The sequence below is a fragment of the Bradyrhizobium genosp. P genome, assembly GCF_049949265.1.
Classification (GTDB): Bacteria; Pseudomonadota; Alphaproteobacteria; order Rhizobiales; family Xanthobacteraceae; genus Bradyrhizobium.
Genome location: NZ_CP188195.1, coordinates 1,507,006 through 1,523,946, shown reverse-complemented (window position 1 = coordinate 1,523,946; position 16,941 = coordinate 1,507,006). Strand labels below are relative to the sequence as shown.

Sequence of the window (16,941 nt, the reverse complement as noted above, 5' to 3'; positions counted from 1 at the left end):
CGTGGGCCCTGGACTGCCGCAGCAAAGCAAATGCCTCCCTAGCTCTTCCCCCATCACGGCGCTCGGGATGTCGTGGCATTCCATGCCCCACGGCTCCTTATTCCTCACCTCGACGCTCAGCTCTCGGAAGCCATTATCACCGAGACCAAGAAAACCATTGGTGCGTACAAACTCCGCAAGGCGAAGAAAGCCGACACTATCTAGCCAACACGGTCGCCTTCCACGTGGATTGCTCCCGCTTCCGACCGGTTGGCGTTGATTTCCGCTACCTCTCTTTCGAGCACGCTGATTCGGCGATGCAGGACTTCCACCGCACTCGTATCCATAGCTTCCTCGAACTCACGCAGCCGGCGCCAAAAACGAGACCACCAATTCTCGGACGGCGTCGCCTGAGGCGTCTCACTCATGTGAACCTCCTGTCTCTGCGAAGGTGGCGTTTGCAGCAAGGCTCTGCTGGTCAGTCGAGGATTTCGGGCAGTGCTGGCTGCTCAGACGATGCGATAGGTGTGGGAGCGGTTTCGGTTGCGCTGACGAGAGCGAAGGTCAGTAATGCCGCAAGCGTGGCGATGCTCGATGCTACCAGGAGGACCACGGAAAAGCCCGCGCCGAAGCTCATGCGTCCCACCTCGAGCATCCTCGCTGCGGCGGCCTCCGGCATTCCTGCGACAACGCCCGCAATGTCGCCTGCGATGATTCGCGAAACCACCACCGAAGGGCTGCCCTCGTGCATTGGCAGCAAACCCGACGCGGACGTCGCAGCCACGAAGTGATGCTCGGTTTGCGCAGTGAGAACCGCGCCGAGGCCGGTCAAGCCCGTCACTAGGCCGACAAAGCGAAGCGTGCCGCCGATACCCGACGCCATCCCGCCCCGCTCCGGCGGAATCACGCTCATTGACACCTTCGTAGTTTCGCCATTCAGCAATCCAGCGCCGCACCCGGTGAGCAGCATGCCAATCGCCACGAGCCCGATCGACAGATCGGCCGCCACGGCAATTGCAGTCGCAAGGTTGCCGATTGCCACGATGGCAAGGCCGATTGTCAGAAGCGCCCGTCCAGAAATCCGGGTCGCGAGTGCGGCAGCGACACGGGGGAAGAGGAACAAGGGAAGGGCAAAGGGCAACATGGCAAGGCCTGCGGCCGCCGGGCTCAAGCCGAAAATGTTCTGGAGATAGAGCGGCAAATAAGTCATCATGACCTGCGCAGCTGACGCAAAGCCAAGCATCGCAACGCTGCTCCCCAAGAATGTACGGTTACGGAACAGCCCGAAATCGACCATTGGACGCTTCTGGACGAGTTCCGCCATGACATAGAGCACGAGGAGCAGCGCCGCGGTTGCAAACTTTGTCATTGTGGTCCGGCTCAACCAGCCATCTACATTGGCCCCGATCAAAGCCCAAACCAGCAGAAAAAGACCGGCTCCGAAAAGCACCATACCGGCTAGGTCTAGTTTCCGGGCATCCGGATCGTTAGACTCCTCTACGGCGGCCACAGCGAGCCAGATCATAACAATGCTCACCGGAATGTTGATCAGGAACGCCCAGCGCCAGCCGAAAGCGGACGTGATCAAGCCGCCAACGACAGGGCCGACTGCCACCGCCACTCCGATCACGGTACCCCAGAACCCGAAGGCTTTCGCCCTATCGGGGCCACGGAATTCATGACCGAGAACGGCCAACGCCGCACTGAGTTGCATCGCCGCTCCCACTCCTTGAAGAGCGCGGGCCGCGTTAAGGATGAGCGCCGTTGGCGCGACCCCACAGAGCATCGACGCCAAGGTGAAGATGGAAAGTCCAACAATCAGGAGCCGGCGTCGGCCAAATCGGTCAGCCAGGGACCCTGCTGACATCAGCAATGCCGCGAAGGTGAGCACGTAGGCGCTGACGACCCATTCGATATCCGCGAAGGCGGCGTTCAAATCGCGCGCGATGGCCGAAAGGGAGACTGCGACGATGTTGGAATCGAGCATGATCATGAAGGACACGCCTGACGCGCACAGAAGCACCCGCGCCCTGCGTCCGCTAACCCATCGGGCGGCCTTGCGATCCGGTGGATCGCTAACGTTGATCTTCGATGCGGCCGAACTAGATGCGTTTCGCGCTTGATCATCCATGGTGGTCTTCCTGTCCCTTGGTCCTGTCTGCAACGTCGGCCCGATTTGATCGGACGCTTCGCGAATCCAGCGCCGCTGAAGCGATTTCTCGCTCAACTCCTCAATGCGTGATCGAACTTCTCCGCGAACTCAGCCGACGAAATCGTGGCAAGTACCGACCGCAGCGCGGTCGCTTCCTTCGAACCGACTGCTGTTTCGAAGCACCGCTGAGCAGTTTGCCAGCCTTCGACCGATACGTTCAGTTTTGCCAAACCACGCTTGGTAATCTTGACTCGCCTGCTCCGCCTATCCTCGTTATCGACTACGATTTCAATGAGTCCATCTCTCTCGAGCGGCTTTAGGTTGTGGGCCAACGCCGATCTATCGAGCACCAACGCCTCGGCCAAGTCGCCCATTGTTGATGCGCCGTGCCGCTGGATTTGAGCCAGGATCGTGCGTTGAGTCGAACGAAGGCCGCTGGGAGCCATGATGGTATCGTAGAGCTGCGATATCCGGCGCGACGCCTTGCGAAGGGCCGTCACGTTGCATTGTCCGGGCGCGGTCTTCATCGCGCTTGGGCCTTCCGAAGCCCTCCCGCGTCCGACAAGCTTGAATTTTCGCCGCTTCACCTTGGTTCTCCTCTCAAAACGATTTGGCTAGTCCTAGGACACCTATATAGCCTAATAGGTGCATATGCCACTAAAATGTCGTCTGCTTTCGGTGCGCCCCAACCAGGGGCGAGACATGCCACACAACCGCTGGCGTCGCTTTACAAGTGATTCAGTCTGTCTAATTGGCAGGACTGAAGATCATGATGGGGCATCGGCAAGTCGAACAGGCTGCGTTGTTCTATGAGTTCTCGCTCGAAAGGCATATCCCCAGCGACCACTTGCTCCGGTCGATCGATAGATTTGTCGACCTTGATCAGGTCAGGCAGGACCTGGCGCCTTTCTACAGCAGTATCGGTCGACCTTCGATCGATCCCGAGCTCATGATCCGGATGCTCTTGATCGGTTACTGCTTTGGCATCCGATCGGAGCGGCGACTGTGCGATGAGGTTCATCTCAATTTGGGCTACCGGTGGTTCTGCCGGCTCGGCCTGGATGGGACGGTGCCGGATCACTCGACGTTCTCCAAGAACAGGCATGGCCGCTTCCGGCAGAGTGATCTGTTTCGTCGTGTGTTCGAGAGCGTCTTGCGCCGCTGCATCAGGGAGCGGCTGGTCGGTGGGGACGGATTTGCAGTCGATGCGAGCCTGATCAAAGCCGATGCCAATCGACAGAAGGGGATCGAAGGTGACAAGGGGCTTCCGGCTGAGGCTACTGGACGAGCCATCGATGAGTATCTGGCTGCCCTCGACGATGCCGCCTTCGGCGCGGCGACTGAGGTTACCCCGAAGTTTGTGTCGCCCTCCCATCCGGCGGCGCGCTGGACGGGAGCGCACGGCGGCCAAGCCTTCTTCGCCTACTCGGCGAACTACCTGATCGACATCGAGAATGCGATCATCGTCGATGTCGAAGCGACAACAGCAATCCGGCAGGCTGAGGTCTTGGCCGCCAAGCGCATGATTGAGCGCTCGCTCGAACGGTTCGATCTCTATCCGAGCCGACTCCTCGGCGACAGCGGCTATGGCTCGGCCGAGATGCTCGGATGGTTAGTCTACGAGCACGGCATCGAGCCACACGTCACAGTGTTCGACAAGTCGGTCCGCACAGACGGGATATTCTCGCGCGAGGACTTCACCTATGACCACGCAGGTGACGTGTCCCGCTGTCCCAGCGGCAACGTACTCACCACGACGGGAACGCTGGTGAATGATGGCGCCACGATGCTTTACATGGCCAGAAAGCGCGATTGCGGTCGGTGCGCACTGAAATCCCGGTGTTGCCCCAAGCAGCCTTCACGGAGGGTGCCGCGCTCAATCTATGAGGGCGCTCGCGACATGGCCCGCCAGATCGCAGGCTCGTGGGAAGGAGGCACCTCGCGTCGGCTCCGCAAAAAGATCGAGATGCTGTTCGCGCACCTCAAGCGCATTCTCAGGCTCGACCGTCTACGTTTACGAGGCCCAAACGGAGCCCGAGATGAGTTCATCCTCGCAGCCACCGCCCAGAACCTTCGAAAGATGGCCAAGCTGATCCCGATACCCACTCCGAGGCTCGCATAAGAACAGCCGGAGCCGTTCGCCTGCATCAGTACTCGTCATTGCGACGAATTACTTCCGGTCTTTTTCAACAAAATCGGCCCGACTGCGAAGCGCGGGCGGGCTCCGAAGTGGTCCGCTTTTCGGGCGCTGGCGGCAACGGTCAGGTCAGGTTGACATTCAGCGGTGCCGCGATTGCTGCATCTCCGGCGGCTGCCCTGATAGGTCTTTAACGTGGCATGCGCTCTGCGGCCACGAGCGTCGGGCCAGCGCCCTGCTTGCGCAAAGCGCGGTGAGTCATCGTCGATTGCCGATCCTGGGCGAGGCGCTTATCCTCCCGTGACCCCGATGGCGACCATCGAAAAACCCGCCGCCATATGTTGAGTCCCAAGTCGGAGCGCTTGCATAGGCGAGAGCCGCTTGGTCACGCCGAAGCCTAAGCCGCTCGTCCTCGGCCTCGATTTGCTGCTTTTCAAGCTGCATTCTCTCGGCGCGCTCGTTTCGTGCACGCAGCTCAGCATCGTCGAGTATCTCACCGCCGGGCCCGTATATATGCTCGATGTCTCCCGTGATTACCCGCACCTGCCGGGCAACCGAGGGCGACGCTATAACAAGACAAGTCACAATGAAGATTGCTCGCAGCATTGCGAAATCTCCCAAGCTGGCGCAACTTGATCTAAGTTCGACTTGGCGCCGTTTCAACATAGGGGCGTCTCACGTTTCCGTTCAGCGCTTGACGAAGACTGTCATTGGTCTCTCTTCAGCTTGCGCTTGCCCCAATGGTGGTCCTTACGATCGGGATTGAACACCCGAACCTCGTTCCGATGGATGGCCCGGATGGACGGCGGCGCGCCCCGACACAACCCCTGACTCACCGCGATCGGTGCCGAAAGCTGTGGTGTTGAGCAACGCCAAGCATTGCCCCATAAGCCCTATTGCGCCCAAACGAGGGAGCCGCTCCGCCAGGTAATTCCAGGCCCATTCTGCCTGCTGGCGTTAACTCGCAGTCGTTCAACACACTGCTATCGGGGTATTGCGAATCAAATAGAGCGGGATTTGATGTCGCCCATGTCGGGCATTGCGCGTTTGCAGAGCTGATCACGCCAATCGACATAATCGCTGCAATAATGGAAGTCCTGAATCCAATCATAGTCGTACTCCGAACGATTCTTGTTTCGTGCGGAGCATTGGCGCTGGCTAGAATCGGCTGCTCTGTTGAAGCGTTTCCCTTCGGATTTTTTTGGACAATACCTATGTAGGTAGGCGTGTGAGAAACGACACCCGGTGAAAAATCACGGCTGCCCGAACGGAAAATCGGTATGCGCACCATTGCGTGACAAGCATGGTCGAACGTTAGTCGTCAGGCTCTTCGCGTATCGGTTTCTCGGCGGCTAGGATTGCCTCGACAAATTCCAGAACAGCCTTCCGCTTGTCCGGATCTCTGAGTTTCGAGAACGCCCGCAGCCCAATCTCCGACCAATTAAAAGCCCCTGTCCGGAGGCTAGATCGGACAGGGGCCGGTAAGAGATGAAAGTCTCTAACCAATAGGGCGCTCGCGGATGGCGGTGCAGGGGCAAGCGCCGAGTGGAACTGTAACAATCAATCGGTTGGCGAGAAGCGAAATCGGCTGTTGCATCACAGCAAAACAGCGCCCCCCAAGCTCCAAATGGCGAAGGCAAGCAGCGTTTTTACGGGGCGCGCAGGCCGATGCGCAGGTGGGAGGGTGGCACTCAACTTGCTGTAACCCCACCAACTAGCTAACCCGCGTTGGGTTTGCTTCAGATTGAGGCAATTCTCATGCAGCCAATGTTCAGTTCTGGAACGACAAGTTCAATGCACTTACAGGCGTTGATCGCAGACCTTCAGTGGAAGGTGCAGCTCTTCAACTCCGACATTGCTGACGAGGAGCAGAGGACGGGGATCTTTAACGTGAGCCATGTGGTGTATCCCTTCGTTGCTAGGGACCTACGAGAGCGTCGTGATAATCTGATCGCAACTATCGCAACGCTGGAAGCTCAGCTTAGGGAGGTCGATCCTTTGGCGCTCGCTGCCTGAAGAGGATGGATGGCGCACACCTACTGGGGTGTCTGTAAATGACCCCTGGGGCGGGCTTACAGCCTCGCCAGCACGCGAGAGACTTGCACTGCGGACCATGTGCCCCACGCCGCGGGCGGATGCCTTGAGCATTCAATCCCTCCGCAGTGGCCCTCAGGGTCGTTGCGCCGACCGCCTATGGAGCCGTGATCGTCGGGCCGAATCTGACGCGTTGGACCCGCGCGCTCCTGACGGACGCCCTGCGCAGCGGCGCGGGGGCCTGGACTAGGAACAAAAAACATTCACTCGGAGTTGGGGACAGAATTCGAGGTATGACCATGAAATGGTTGTTGGTCGTTTTGGTCGGCGGTGTGGCACCTGTGCAGACCGACGTCGTTTTCGAGAAGCTTTCTGATTGCCTGGCCGCCGAACAGCAGCTCCGAACCGCTTATGCCGCAGCGTTTGAAGCCCAGGATAGGCAGGTCACGATGGATTCGGACCAACTCGACCGACATGAACGCCGCAACTACTATCGGGAGCGACGAGAGGATAAGCGGGTTGCCAATACTGGCACCTGTATTCCGCATTCAGGCACCGATCAGGTGATCACGTCGCTGAACAAAACTGACCAGCCGCAACCGCAGGCCCCATCACCCACCCCGTCTCCTTCTCCGCGACCCTGACAGTCACACTGTCGCGTAAGCACGAAGGGCCGCATCCTTTCGCGCGGACCATGGTTTAGTGCGCAGCTCTGCGGCTATCGTCCAGCCGCGACCATGCGCATTGAAAAGGTGCCTGGGCAAAACGAAGCCCGCCGGTTAACGCCGGCGGGTTTTGCTTTGTCGGTCTTGGAACAAATGAGTTGGCCAAGAATCGAATCTAGAGCTCCCGGCACTGCGCCCCCAACCCCGTCGGGAGCATTGGAACGGCGACCTCGGCGCGCCCGCGCCGGGGTCGTTTCTTTTAGGGATGCCGGGGGCTAGGCCCGGGCATCATCGTTTCCGCTTGCCCAGGACGTGGCGAAACCCGCGCGGCAGCCGTGGCACCTCGCCGTCATCCTGCTTGTTGCAGGCCGGGCAGTAGCAAAGGCCTCGCTCCATCCCACGGGGCTGGGGGTTGTGAGATGAAGCGAGGTACCCGTATGCAACGCATGGGGCGTTGCCATTCCACTAGTCGTTCTGATTCGAGGCAGGTTCGAGGCACCAGTCCGGACTACTCCAAAACTTCGTACTCGAACGCCACTCCCCTCGGGGTCGTTTTCCTCGAACCACTTCTCTGCGGCGTCCTGGTTGGCGAAAACCTTAAGGTGATCCTTGTCGCCAACCTGCCAGCGTGTGTTGACGTAGACGAACACGATCATGATAGAGACCTCATCCGCTCGAACAGTTCTTTGACCTCGCTCAGCCGAAGCTTGGCGCCGCTGGGCATGTGATCCAGCAGCAGCCTACCACCGGTAATAGCGATACGGTGGTTCGAAAACGAATGTCGAGCCGAAACGGTACGGCAGCGGATCGTAGCCGATCAAGTATGCCGCTCTCACTCGGTATTGCCTATATCGGACGATGCGCGCGGACCTGTGCCATGAACTGCACACCCACCGCTGACGCGAGCTGAAGTCGGAAGATGAACTTCTTTGCTGCGGCTTTAGCTGATCTGCGGATGCTGCGTCTGGAAGGGCGCAGAGAGTGCAAAAAGCGAGAACTGCCAGCAGCCGAGTCATATGATTAAAACCCCAATCGCAAAGGAACGCATCCGGACAATTGTCCAGAAGGAGGCAAGTTCCATGGACTTCCTCGATCCATCCTTTCGCGATTCGCTAAAAGCTGTAGTAGCGGCCGCAATAATCCAGGGCATACCCGACGTTCTCTGCGGGGGCCGGGACACCGCTTTGCGCGACACCATCGAATTTATCTTTTAATTTCTGGGGCGCTAGGTGCTCGAGACGTTTACGGATGCTGCTGGCCGGTCGATCAAGATATGCTGAAATGTCTTTCAATGACTTCCCTTCCAAAAGAAGCCTGACGAGCAATTCGTCCTCATTGGCCACCCAGTTATTCGCGCTCCTTTCTTCGCCTTCAGCCCGATTTCCGACTAATTAAAAGCCCCCGTCCGGAGGCTAGATCGGACAGGGGCCGGTAAGAGATGACTAACCAATTCAGAGCCACTGCCGGGTGTCAGGCTGACGTGGTCCCTTGAGGAACTGGCGGGTGGCGGGGCTGGAACGCGAGGCGGGCGTGTGCATTTTGGACAAATGGCAAATGCTCGCGCGAGCGAAGTACATTTGGTTCGAGTGACCACCGATGACCGAGAGCGGCTTTTATATGCCACCGCCGGGGCGCGGTACCGTGCGGTTAACCAAGTTTTGAATGCGGTGCCAGAGGGCTGGACCGCTGCGCTGTTGGACGACAGGCTAAGTCCTGAAGAGGCTGCGGTCCTTAATCTCAAGCCGGGGGGTATCAGGGAAATCAAATAATGATTCCTTTGATCCACCGGCACAGCGACGCACCCCAAAAGCACGAGCTTCATCGAGCTGTATCGGTAGCCCATGCCGCCGATCGGTCCCTTGGCATCCCAATTGAAGTTCGGCCTGACGTCGGCACCGCGCTTGCCGCAGGCGGCGCAGACAAACCGCGGCTCGACATCCGACAGGCGTACATTGTCCGCCCACCGGTCAGCAATGAGCCCGACCGAGTGGCTGCACGGGTGGTCCGAGCAGTAAACCAGCACGCCCCGCACGCCCATCGAGCGCATGTCGCCGAACGTGATTTTCTGAGCTGGCATAGCCCATCAGAGCGACGTCGGCTTGCGAGCGCAAATTATCAATCCCTTGAGGATCGGAACGGCCCCGAGCTACCGCGTGTCGGAGGGGTGCCAACTTAGTACCTGGCGTGGAGGCGCCTTATCCTTCCGCACATTGACCCCCAACCGTTTTCGCGATGGTAGGCAAGCAGAATGGACGCTTCAGTTACGCCAAATAGCAATCTGCGACACGGTTGCCCCCTTGGCCGCCATGGCAATCAGTTCTCGCCGATCTCTGGCATTTAACCTAGGTTATTGTCGAGCTATGGTTTCGGCAGGCATTCTTTTTGATATCGATTGATTGCGTGAATCCGTTGCAGGGGGAGCCATATCAATGCCTCACGACAACAACATTCCTAGAGAGCCCGGCTTTTGGCTCGCAATGTTGCTTGGCCTTTCACCTGTGTGGATTGCCGTCGCGCTCCTGGTGATGAAGTGGTGACGGCGCGCGATCCACGCAGCCCGCAGTAGAAGGCAAGGCTGTGCTTCTCTGCTGTTCAAGTCTCAGGCCGGCGAAGCCGTTGGCGCTGTCGTTGAATCTATCGTTGATGCTGCAGTTTGCGCTCGCTCCTTGTCAAAGGCGTGCTGCAGTTTCTTCACGTATGCGGCCGCAGCCTTGGCGTCGTCGCTATCGATCAACTCGCGTTTAATAATTTCGTTCTCGAGCAGGGAGCGTAGATAGTCTGTATCCAGCCGGATGCTCGAAAGCCTCCTAACTTCTTTACGAAGCGCCTCGATCAAGTTGGTGCTGCGAAGCACAGCGGAAATCGTATATTTGCTGCTAGTCTGTTTCTCATTGAGCAGGTCAGTTAGGGAGTCCTTGGAAAATCCTTCCGAGCTTAGGTTTCCAAAGCAGTAAATGACGTCGTCGCTCTTGCAATCGCATGACAGAACGTCGATTTCGAAAACCATGACTTTGTCGATGGGCTTTCCAAATTTCAAATTGTAAAGCCTCCACACCGCGCCGTTGGAAAGCACAACCCACGAGATGCCTTCGTTGGCCGCATAATCGACAGCCTGCCTGACGTGTGAATCCTTTAGTTCTACGCCGATCGCCTTGGCTTCGATCAGAAACCGCTTCTTGTCGTCGACAATGACGACGAGGTCCACGTAGGTGCCGCGGATAGCGTGTTCACTCGTGACTTCCTTGTATTTGTCATAGCCGAGGGCATCCGAAAGGATGCCGCTGATGATCGTAACCGTATCGGCCTCGCTAATGTCCCGCTGCTTGGCGGCCTCTAAAATCTTCTGGTATTTTTTCAGTTGTGCGGAAATGCGCGCGGCGACCTTTGCGGAAACTGCCATGGCTATCCTCCCCCAAAAAGGTGGATCATTCCGCAACCTCGGGGCGAGCGCAAGAGCGGGGAATAGGGGGCGGCTTTGGCCAGAGCTAAGGCATCACCGTTTTTTCGGTTGATCGACGCGCACCGCCTGAAACTCCGACGGTCCCTTGATCAGCCGACGCTTGCGGACGGCTTTTCCTTCTGCCGGCGCGGCCGGATCGATCAGGCGGTCGGCCGTCTTTCCCGCCAGTTCCTTCGCCCGCTCGGATGAAGCCGCCGCGGTTGGCGTCACCGGCGTGGGTTGCTCTGATTTGCCCAGCCCGATCTCAACCAGCCGGCGGATGGCTTCCGGCCGGCCGGGAAGGTCGGCTTCCTGCCGACGCCAGTCGTCCAGCGATTTCAGCGCATCAGACGTCATCCGAACGTTGACGGCTTCGCTCTCGACCGCGGGCCTGCCACGCCTTGGCTTTTTAGCGCTATTTATAGTTGACGGCTTCATTGTTTTATGGTGTCATAAAATCACAAGCCGAGCAAGTGCTGTAACACCGGCTCGGCTCTAACCCGGCCATTAGGAGGCAAATCGAAAATGACCAAGGCTGAACGCGTGTATAGCACGCCACCCACAAGCACGTTCGCAGTTTCCGAGAACCCGCACGGCGCCCGTGGCGCCGTTGAATTGTCCTCAACGCAAGTGATTCCAGCCAGCCTGGCGCATGCCAGCCGGTCGGCCATAAGGACGAACGAAACGCCGCTGAGGCGCCTTTTACAGAGCGGGCTGGGCCACCAACTCTAAGTAGGAGGCTCTTGATGAACTTGCTTGTTACAACCGCTGGAGCGGTTGCGTCGTCCGTTGCGCTGCCCTCGCTCTCGCCGGCGACGCAACTACCCCAGGGCGTGGCCGTCGACACCGCACTCGCAGAAGAGCTGAAAGCCCCCTTCAATCTCGCCGAATGGCGCAGGGGACCGCTGGTTCACGACGGGCCCTTTCCAGAGTATCCGCCGGAGATCTTCGGCGATCTGCCTCAGAGATTCGTTCTCGAGGAACAACAGCCAATTGGATTGCTGTGCTGGCATCGCAGGTCCATCGAGGTGGTCGACAGCCTGTCGCTTTCGGACTCAGACGAGGAGGAGTTCGACGCTTACTGCGCGATCAAGAACCGCATTTTGGAGGCCGTCCTGTCCGCGCGGGCGACGCGATCTGGCGAGGTAGCTGCCCAACTCGGGGCGGTGTTCGCCGAGATCGATTGCTTGGGCACCGGCGTTTCGATCGAGGAGGTCCTGAACGTTGCCCATATCAGGAAGCTGGCCGCTGAACTGAGTGCGGTAACGATGCCAATCGTTCCCAAGATTGAGACGACCGCCGCCTGACGGAATCTTTGTTGCCAACCCCTATGCTCCGATCACGCAGATGCCGTTCAAGGCCCTCTAGCGTCGTCGTTCGCACACGACGGCCCGCCGGCTCATCCCCGGCGGGCTTTTTCCTTAGCCCCAATGGGACAGGTTCAGGATTTGGCGGGAAGTGTCACCGGCACATGGCGGGATGAGCTAAGCACCCGCGGTGCGCCGTCGCTGTATGTCGGCTGGTTGGAACTCTTGCTCAGCATCTCCAGCACCAGGAAGAATTTCTCGGCGAGCATGACGTCAAACTCCATTGTTCAACGTCAAAAGCATGCGCCTGTCATATTGCTGTTATACTTCATCGCAGTCTCAATCAGGTTTCGCTGAGGCGACCAATTGTGTCGTCGAAAGAGGATGGTGCGAAACAATCGAAGCCGGGGGTGCCGGCGATCTTCCGCCCGTCTTTGTGTGCAGATTTTGTGCACAATAGGAAGCGGGCAAACTGCAGTAAAGTCGGATTTTAGAGCCTAAATGGTTGAATTTGCTTGGTGAGCGCGGAGGGGCTCGAACCCTCGACCCCTGATTAAGAGTTAGCGGTTCTTGAACGCGACTACGGCTTGAAAACGCCCCAAGGAGTATCGCGCGGCCAGGTTGCTTGGACCGCACCGCTTGCTGATAGTTTCGCGTTTGGGGGCTCGCATTGGCCGCCGGTTCAACTCGGCCCTTCTCTTCGCCGCCGCTGACAAACGTTTGAAATGCCTACCGTTCGTATTCGAAGCCTTCAGCGCAGACGGGCTGAAAACGTGGTACGAAGCGTGGTACGAGCCACTTGCAGCGGGCTCACTTTCCGAAAAGCGCTTATTTTTCTTGGTAGCGGGGGAGGGACTCGAACCCCCGACCCCAGGATTATGATTCCCGTGCTCTAACCAGCTGAGCTACCCCGCCACGGCGTCACGGTCGGCGGCATGCAGGCCGCGGGCGCGAACGCGCGGCATATAAAGAGTGGGGCGCGCGCCTGTCAAGCAAACCCGGCCCCACCGCCAACTTGCTGGAGACAGGGCTATTTCGGCCGGATCGATGGGTCGCCGCCGGGGCTGCCGGGCGGCGGGATGACCGGGGTGTTGCCGCTCTCCGGGGTCGGCGCCCGCATCTCGGGATCGACACCGGCGGGCGGGCACAGCACGCCGTCGGATTTGGCGAGCTTGTCACCCAATGGCTCGATGCGCTGGCCGGTGGTGGTTCCCTCCGGTGCGGCTACGCCCGGATGCGACGGCTGCTGCATCGGCGCGCAATTGGCGGCACGCGATGGCGACGGCGGGGCGGTCTGGGCCGGCGGCGTTGCCGGCGCAGGCGGCGCTTGCGCGGCGGCTACGACGGGCATCACCATCAGCACGCAGGATAAAGCGAGTGTTCGATTGATCCTCATGACAGGAAAACCGCGTCGGCGCGCTGATGTTCCTCGTCAGAATCGTCGCAGCCTCACGATTTGCGGAAGCGGATCAGCGAGAAATGGCCCATCGGCGGCATCGGCCGGCGCTCCGCGAGGCTGACACCGCCATGCCGGGCGGCCCAGTCGGTTAACCGCGCCCACGGGAATTCCGGACGCCAGCCGAGCCGCCGCGCGAGCGGTGCGAACGCCAGTTCGAACACGCGGCGCGGCCCGCTTTCGGCGCCGATGTGATTGACCAGGATCAGTTCGCCGCCGGGCTTCAACACGCGGATGAAATCATCCAGCGTCGCCTCCGGGTCCGGCACCGCCGTGATGACGTATTGCGCGACCACGGCGTCGAAAAACGAATCGGGAAACGCTAGATGCTTGGCGTCCATCACCGCCAGCGTCTCGACATTGCTCAACCCCAGCGTACGCACGCGCTGCTGGGCCCGCCGCAGCATCGGCTCGGAAATGTCGACGCCGCAGAGTTTTGTGGTGCGCGAATAATCCGACAGCGACAGCCCGGTGCCGACGCCGACGTCGAGCACGCGGCCGCCGATCCGGTCGGCTTCCGCGATGGTCGACTGGCGGCCGGAATCGAACACCTTGCCGAACACCAGATCGTAGATCGGCGCCCAGCGGCCATACGCCTTTTCGACCCCCTCGCGGTCGATGTCCCCAGCCATTACCTGCCCCGACGCCTCTTTATATCTATCCGCGGACCGCTTCCGCGAGCGGCGCCATGGTATCCCGCGCCGCACGGCTTGCGGTCGCGCTCTTGATGAAACCGCCGCCGAGCACGCGCGCCTGCCCCGATGGGGCGTCGTAGAACACGCAGGCCTGGCCGGGCGACACGCCCTCTTCGCCGGCGACGAGTTCAACCTCGTAGCCGCCGGCAACCGCGCGCAGCCATGCGGGCTGCGGCGCGCGAGTCGAGCGCACGCGAACATGCATCTCGATGCCCTCGCCAATCACGCGATCGAGCGCACCCTCGCCGATCCAGTTGACGTCGCGCAACGCGATGCGATCCATGCGCAGCGCCGCGCGCGGCCCGACCACGACACGGCGCGTCGCCGCATCGAGCCTGATCACATAAAGCGGCGCGCTGGCCGCGATGCCGAGACCCTTGCGCTGGCCGACCGTGAAATGAACGATGCCCTGATGCTGGCCGATGACATTGCCGTTGAGGTCGACGATCTCGCCCGGCGCAATCGCATTCGGCTTCAGGCGGCCGATGATGTCGGTGTAGCGGCCGGTCGGCACGAAGCAGATGTCCTGGCTGTCCTGCTTGTCGGCAACCTCGAGACCGAAGCGCCGTGCCAGTTCGCGGGTCTGCGGCTTGGTCATGTCGCCGAGCGGGAAGCGCAGGAAGTCGAGCTGCTCGCGCGTGGTCGCGAACAGGAAATAGCTCTGGTCGCGATCGGAATCCGCTGCGCAGACCAGCGCGCGCGATCCGCCCGTGAGGCGGCGCGACGCGACGTAGTGGCCGGTCGCCAGCGCCTGCGCGCCGAGCTCGCGCGCGGTCGTGAGCAGGTCGCGAAACTTGACCGAACGGTTGCACTCGATGCACGGCACCGGCGTCTCGCCGAGCGCGTAGCTGTCGGCGAAATTCTCAATCACGGATTCCTTGAAGCGGCTTTCATAGTCGAGCACGTAATGCGGAATGCCGATCCGCTCGGCGACGTTGCGCGCGTCGTGGATGTCGCGGCCGGCACAGCAGGCGCCCTTGCGATGGGTCGCAGCGCCATGGTCGTAGAGCTGCAGCGTGATCCCGACCACGTCGTAGCCCTGCGACTTCAACAGCGCAGCCGTCACCGACGAATCGACGCCGCCGGACATGGCGACCACGATCCGTGTGTCCTCAGGGCGGCCTTCGAGATCCAGATTGTTGCGCATCTTAAGGGGTCATCGGTCATGGTCGCGACGAGCTTGCAGGACGTCACGACGGGATTAGAAAAAAGCCTTTATTCAGAGAGTCTTGGAACGCGTCCAAGGCAGGATCGGTCAGTTCGGGATGCGTTGAAGACTGCACTCTAATATAGGCCGTATTCCGGGGAGGCAATCAGGGCAAGCACCGGGTTTGCCGCACCGGAGACGGCAAATCTTGCCGCCGGGCAAAAAGGAAACCGCCGGGAACCTGCCTCGACGGGCGCCGCCCTCTAATAAATCATTGAAACAATTACACATTATATCCTTGCCACAATTGGCCCAATCCTTGCTGAAAGGAGGCCGGAAGTCTCATTGCGAGGGTTGGCTGTGGTCAGCGTCACGTCGGAAACATTGGCTAGCCTCTCCTTTCAAGCTGCGGCCCGACGGTCGGCGCGGTCGGACCCGACGTCACAGCCGCGTAACGACGGCTTTGCCGCGCTGTTCGATACCAACACGGCGGCCAGCACCGACAATTCACCGTCCGCCTCGTCAAACACGCCGCCCCCGCGCCGGACCGACGATTCCTCCTCGACGACGACCGATCGATCGTCGCGCGACACCAGCTCTTCGCGGGGCGACAGCAAGGTTGATGGCAGCAGTAGCGGTTCGTCCAAGACCAAGTCGAAATCGACGTCGAAATCCGACGACTCCAAGTCGACCAGCGATAGCCAATCCACGAACAGCCAATCCACCGACACGCAACCAACGACCAGCCAGACCGACGCGCAGCAGAACGCGGCCAATGCGGCAACCGCCGTCGCCACCGTGATTGCGGCGGCGCCTGCGCCGACCAATGCACCGGTGACACCTGCCCCGTCCGACCAGCCGGCAGCGCCGCTGGCGATCGCGGCCGCAGCCATTGCGGCAAGCTCGGCCATCGCCGGTACCGGGGCTCCCGCCGGGGCCGACACCACAACGGCCGTCACGACCACCGCGAACGCAGCCAACGTCGCCAAGGCGGCCGGCGCAAAAAACGAAGCCCAGACCGCCGCTGACGCGGCGACAGCGCAGGGCACAGCCACGGCAACGGCAACGGCAAACGCAACCACCGGAACGGCGCTCGCCGCCGCGGTCGCGACGACAAAGCCCGCCGGCAAGACGGCCTCGCAGCCCGCCGTCCAGGCGACCGCGAATAACACCACGGCCACAACAACACCGGCCGATCCGAACGGCAGCGCCGGATCCAGCACGGCCGCCACGCCGACGACCATCGTTCCCCCCGTCACCCAGCCGGCCGCCGTCGCCGGGAAAGCTGCGGCCGACAACAGCATCGCGGATGCCGCCAAAGCCGACGGCGACGCAACTCCGACGCCGGCCACCAACGGCCATGGCTCGCAGGCCCAGGTCAACACGACGGACCTCAGCGCCCAGGCCGCGAACGCGATTCCGCCGCAACTGCAGACCACGGCCACGACACAGCTTGCAACGGCGCAATTGACCGCCACCGCCGCGTCGCACAGCGCCGCGGTGCCGCTGAGCGGCCTCGCGGTGCAAATCGCTGCCTCCGCCAAGGGCGGCAAGAGCCGTTTCGAGGTCCGGCTCGACCCCGCCGAGCTCGGCCGCATCGACGTCCGCATCGATGTCGACCGCAACGGCAACGTGACCTCGCATCTTACCGTCGAGCGGCCTGAAACGCTGTCGATGCTGCGCCAGGATGCCAACCAGCTGCAACGCGCGCTCGACAATGCCGGCCTCTCGACCGGCAATGGCGGGCTCCAGTTCAGCCTGCGCGACCAGTCGCAGTCGGGCCAGAACAACAACAGCCAGTCCAATCCGAACGCGCACCAATTGATCGTCAGCGACGACGACGCGGTTCCCGCCGCCGCAGCCGGCCGCTCGTACGGGCGCGCTGCCAGCGCGCTCGGCGGCGTCGATATCAAAGTGTAAGGAAATTCAC

At 60.6% G+C, this 16,941-nt stretch carries 17 protein-coding genes and 1 tRNA gene; 6 read left to right on the top strand and 12 right to left on the bottom strand.

Annotated features, from left to right (window positions below; genetic code table 11):
• Positions 1 to 200: 200 nt before the first annotated feature.
• From ACP2YO_RS07350 to ACP2YO_RS07340, 3 genes are all read right to left on the bottom strand, one after another.
• A complete protein-coding gene (locus ACP2YO_RS07350) occupies positions 201 to 407 on the bottom strand; it encodes a hypothetical protein (protein ID WP_426440269.1) in 207 nt (68 codons plus the stop codon).
• A gap of 50 nt (positions 408 to 457) precedes the next feature.
• On the bottom strand, positions 458 to 2,110 hold the full coding sequence (locus ACP2YO_RS07345; RefSeq protein WP_426440268.1) for a DHA2 family efflux MFS transporter permease subunit: 1,653 nt from the start codon (positions 2,108 to 2,110) through the stop codon (positions 458 to 460).
• 92 nt (positions 2,111 to 2,202) lie between these two features.
• The gene (locus ACP2YO_RS07340) at positions 2,203 to 2,718 is read right to left on the bottom strand and encodes a MarR family winged helix-turn-helix transcriptional regulator (RefSeq protein ID WP_426440267.1); all 516 of its coding nucleotides are present in this window, start codon (positions 2,716 to 2,718) and stop codon (positions 2,203 to 2,205) included.
• A 182-nt stretch (positions 2,719 to 2,900) separates the two neighbouring features.
• Here ACP2YO_RS07340 and ACP2YO_RS07335 point away from each other — a divergent pair, with 182 nt between their 5' ends.
• The 4 genes from ACP2YO_RS07335 to ACP2YO_RS07320 all read left to right on the top strand — a co-directional run bounded on the left by ACP2YO_RS07335 (position 2,901) and on the right by ACP2YO_RS07320 (position 6,946).
• Positions 2,901 to 4,253: a transposase gene (locus ACP2YO_RS07335; RefSeq protein ID WP_426440266.1), complete on the top strand. Its 1,353-nt coding sequence runs from the start codon at positions 2,901 to 2,903 to the stop codon at positions 4,251 to 4,253.
• 396 nt (positions 4,254 to 4,649) lie between these two features.
• Positions 4,650 to 4,904 carry a hypothetical protein gene (locus ACP2YO_RS07330; protein ID WP_426440265.1) on the top strand — a complete coding sequence of 85 codons (255 nt, stop codon included), beginning with the start codon at positions 4,650 to 4,652 and terminating at the stop codon, positions 4,902 to 4,904.
• 1,122 nt (positions 4,905 to 6,026) lie between these two features.
• Positions 6,027 to 6,284 (top strand): hypothetical protein, encoded by a 258-nt coding sequence (locus ACP2YO_RS07325; protein ID WP_426440264.1) that lies wholly within the window; start codon positions 6,027 to 6,029, stop codon positions 6,282 to 6,284.
• 317 nt (positions 6,285 to 6,601) lie between these two features.
• Positions 6,602 to 6,946 (top strand): hypothetical protein, encoded by a 345-nt coding sequence (locus tag ACP2YO_RS07320; protein ID WP_426440263.1) that lies wholly within the window; start codon positions 6,602 to 6,604, stop codon positions 6,944 to 6,946.
• A gap of 1,133 nt (positions 6,947 to 8,079) precedes the next feature.
• Here the strand turns inward: ACP2YO_RS07320 and ACP2YO_RS07315 are convergent.
• The 3 genes from ACP2YO_RS07315 to ACP2YO_RS07305 form a co-directional block, all read right to left on the bottom strand.
• Positions 8,080 to 8,310, bottom strand: a complete 231-nt coding sequence (locus ACP2YO_RS07315) for a hypothetical protein (RefSeq protein ID WP_426440262.1) — start codon at positions 8,308 to 8,310, stop codon at positions 8,080 to 8,082.
• A 1,256-nt stretch (positions 8,311 to 9,566) separates the two neighbouring features.
• The gene (locus ACP2YO_RS07310; protein WP_426440261.1) at positions 9,567 to 10,367 is read right to left on the bottom strand and encodes a type I restriction enzyme HsdR N-terminal domain-containing protein; all 801 of its coding nucleotides are present in this window, start codon (positions 10,365 to 10,367) and stop codon (positions 9,567 to 9,569) included.
• Positions 10,368 to 10,460: 93 nt separating this feature from the next.
• On the bottom strand, positions 10,461 to 10,763 hold the full coding sequence (locus ACP2YO_RS07305) for a hypothetical protein (RefSeq protein WP_426440260.1): 303 nt from the start codon (positions 10,761 to 10,763) through the stop codon (positions 10,461 to 10,463).
• A gap of 476 nt (positions 10,764 to 11,239) precedes the next feature.
• Between ACP2YO_RS07305 and ACP2YO_RS07300 the strand changes: the two genes are divergently transcribed.
• Positions 11,240 to 11,713, top strand: a complete 474-nt coding sequence (locus ACP2YO_RS07300) for a hypothetical protein (protein WP_426440259.1) — start codon at positions 11,240 to 11,242, stop codon at positions 11,711 to 11,713.
• A 134-nt stretch (positions 11,714 to 11,847) separates the two neighbouring features.
• Here ACP2YO_RS07300 and ACP2YO_RS07295 read toward each other — a convergent pair whose 3' ends face one another.
• The 6 genes from ACP2YO_RS07295 to ACP2YO_RS07270 all read right to left on the bottom strand — a co-directional run bounded on the left by ACP2YO_RS07295 (position 11,848) and on the right by ACP2YO_RS07270 (position 15,904).
• A complete protein-coding gene (locus ACP2YO_RS07295; protein ID WP_426440258.1) occupies positions 11,848 to 11,982 on the bottom strand; it encodes a hypothetical protein in 135 nt (44 codons plus the stop codon).
• A 569-nt stretch (positions 11,983 to 12,551) separates the two neighbouring features.
• Positions 12,552 to 12,628: transfer RNA gene (locus tag ACP2YO_RS07290), tRNA-Met, on the bottom strand.
• 115 nt (positions 12,629 to 12,743) lie between these two features.
• Complete coding sequence (locus tag ACP2YO_RS07285) at positions 12,744 to 13,109, bottom strand: hypothetical protein (protein ID WP_426440257.1); 366 nt, start codon at positions 13,107 to 13,109, stop codon at positions 12,744 to 12,746.
• Between the two features lie 53 nt (positions 13,110 to 13,162).
• Complete coding sequence (locus tag ACP2YO_RS07280) at positions 13,163 to 13,801, bottom strand: class I SAM-dependent methyltransferase (RefSeq protein WP_426440256.1); 639 nt, start codon at positions 13,799 to 13,801, stop codon at positions 13,163 to 13,165.
• Positions 13,802 to 13,826: 25 nt separating this feature from the next.
• The gene (gene mnmA, locus ACP2YO_RS07275) at positions 13,827 to 15,011 is read right to left on the bottom strand and encodes a tRNA 2-thiouridine(34) synthase MnmA (RefSeq protein ID WP_426440255.1); all 1,185 of its coding nucleotides are present in this window, start codon (positions 15,009 to 15,011) and stop codon (positions 13,827 to 13,829) included.
• A 401-nt stretch (positions 15,012 to 15,412) separates the two neighbouring features.
• Positions 15,413 to 15,904 (bottom strand): hypothetical protein, encoded by a 492-nt coding sequence (locus ACP2YO_RS07270; RefSeq protein ID WP_426440254.1) that lies wholly within the window; start codon positions 15,902 to 15,904, stop codon positions 15,413 to 15,415.
• On the opposite strand from ACP2YO_RS07270, the gene ACP2YO_RS07265 reads away from it, so the two are divergent.
• Positions 15,846 to 16,931 carry a flagellar hook-length control protein FliK gene (locus ACP2YO_RS07265; protein ID WP_426440253.1) on the top strand — a complete coding sequence of 362 codons (1,086 nt, stop codon included), beginning with the start codon at positions 15,846 to 15,848 and terminating at the stop codon, positions 16,929 to 16,931. The two genes, ACP2YO_RS07270 and ACP2YO_RS07265, sit on opposite strands and share 59 nt — an antisense overlap.
• Positions 16,932 to 16,941 lie beyond the last annotated feature (10 nt).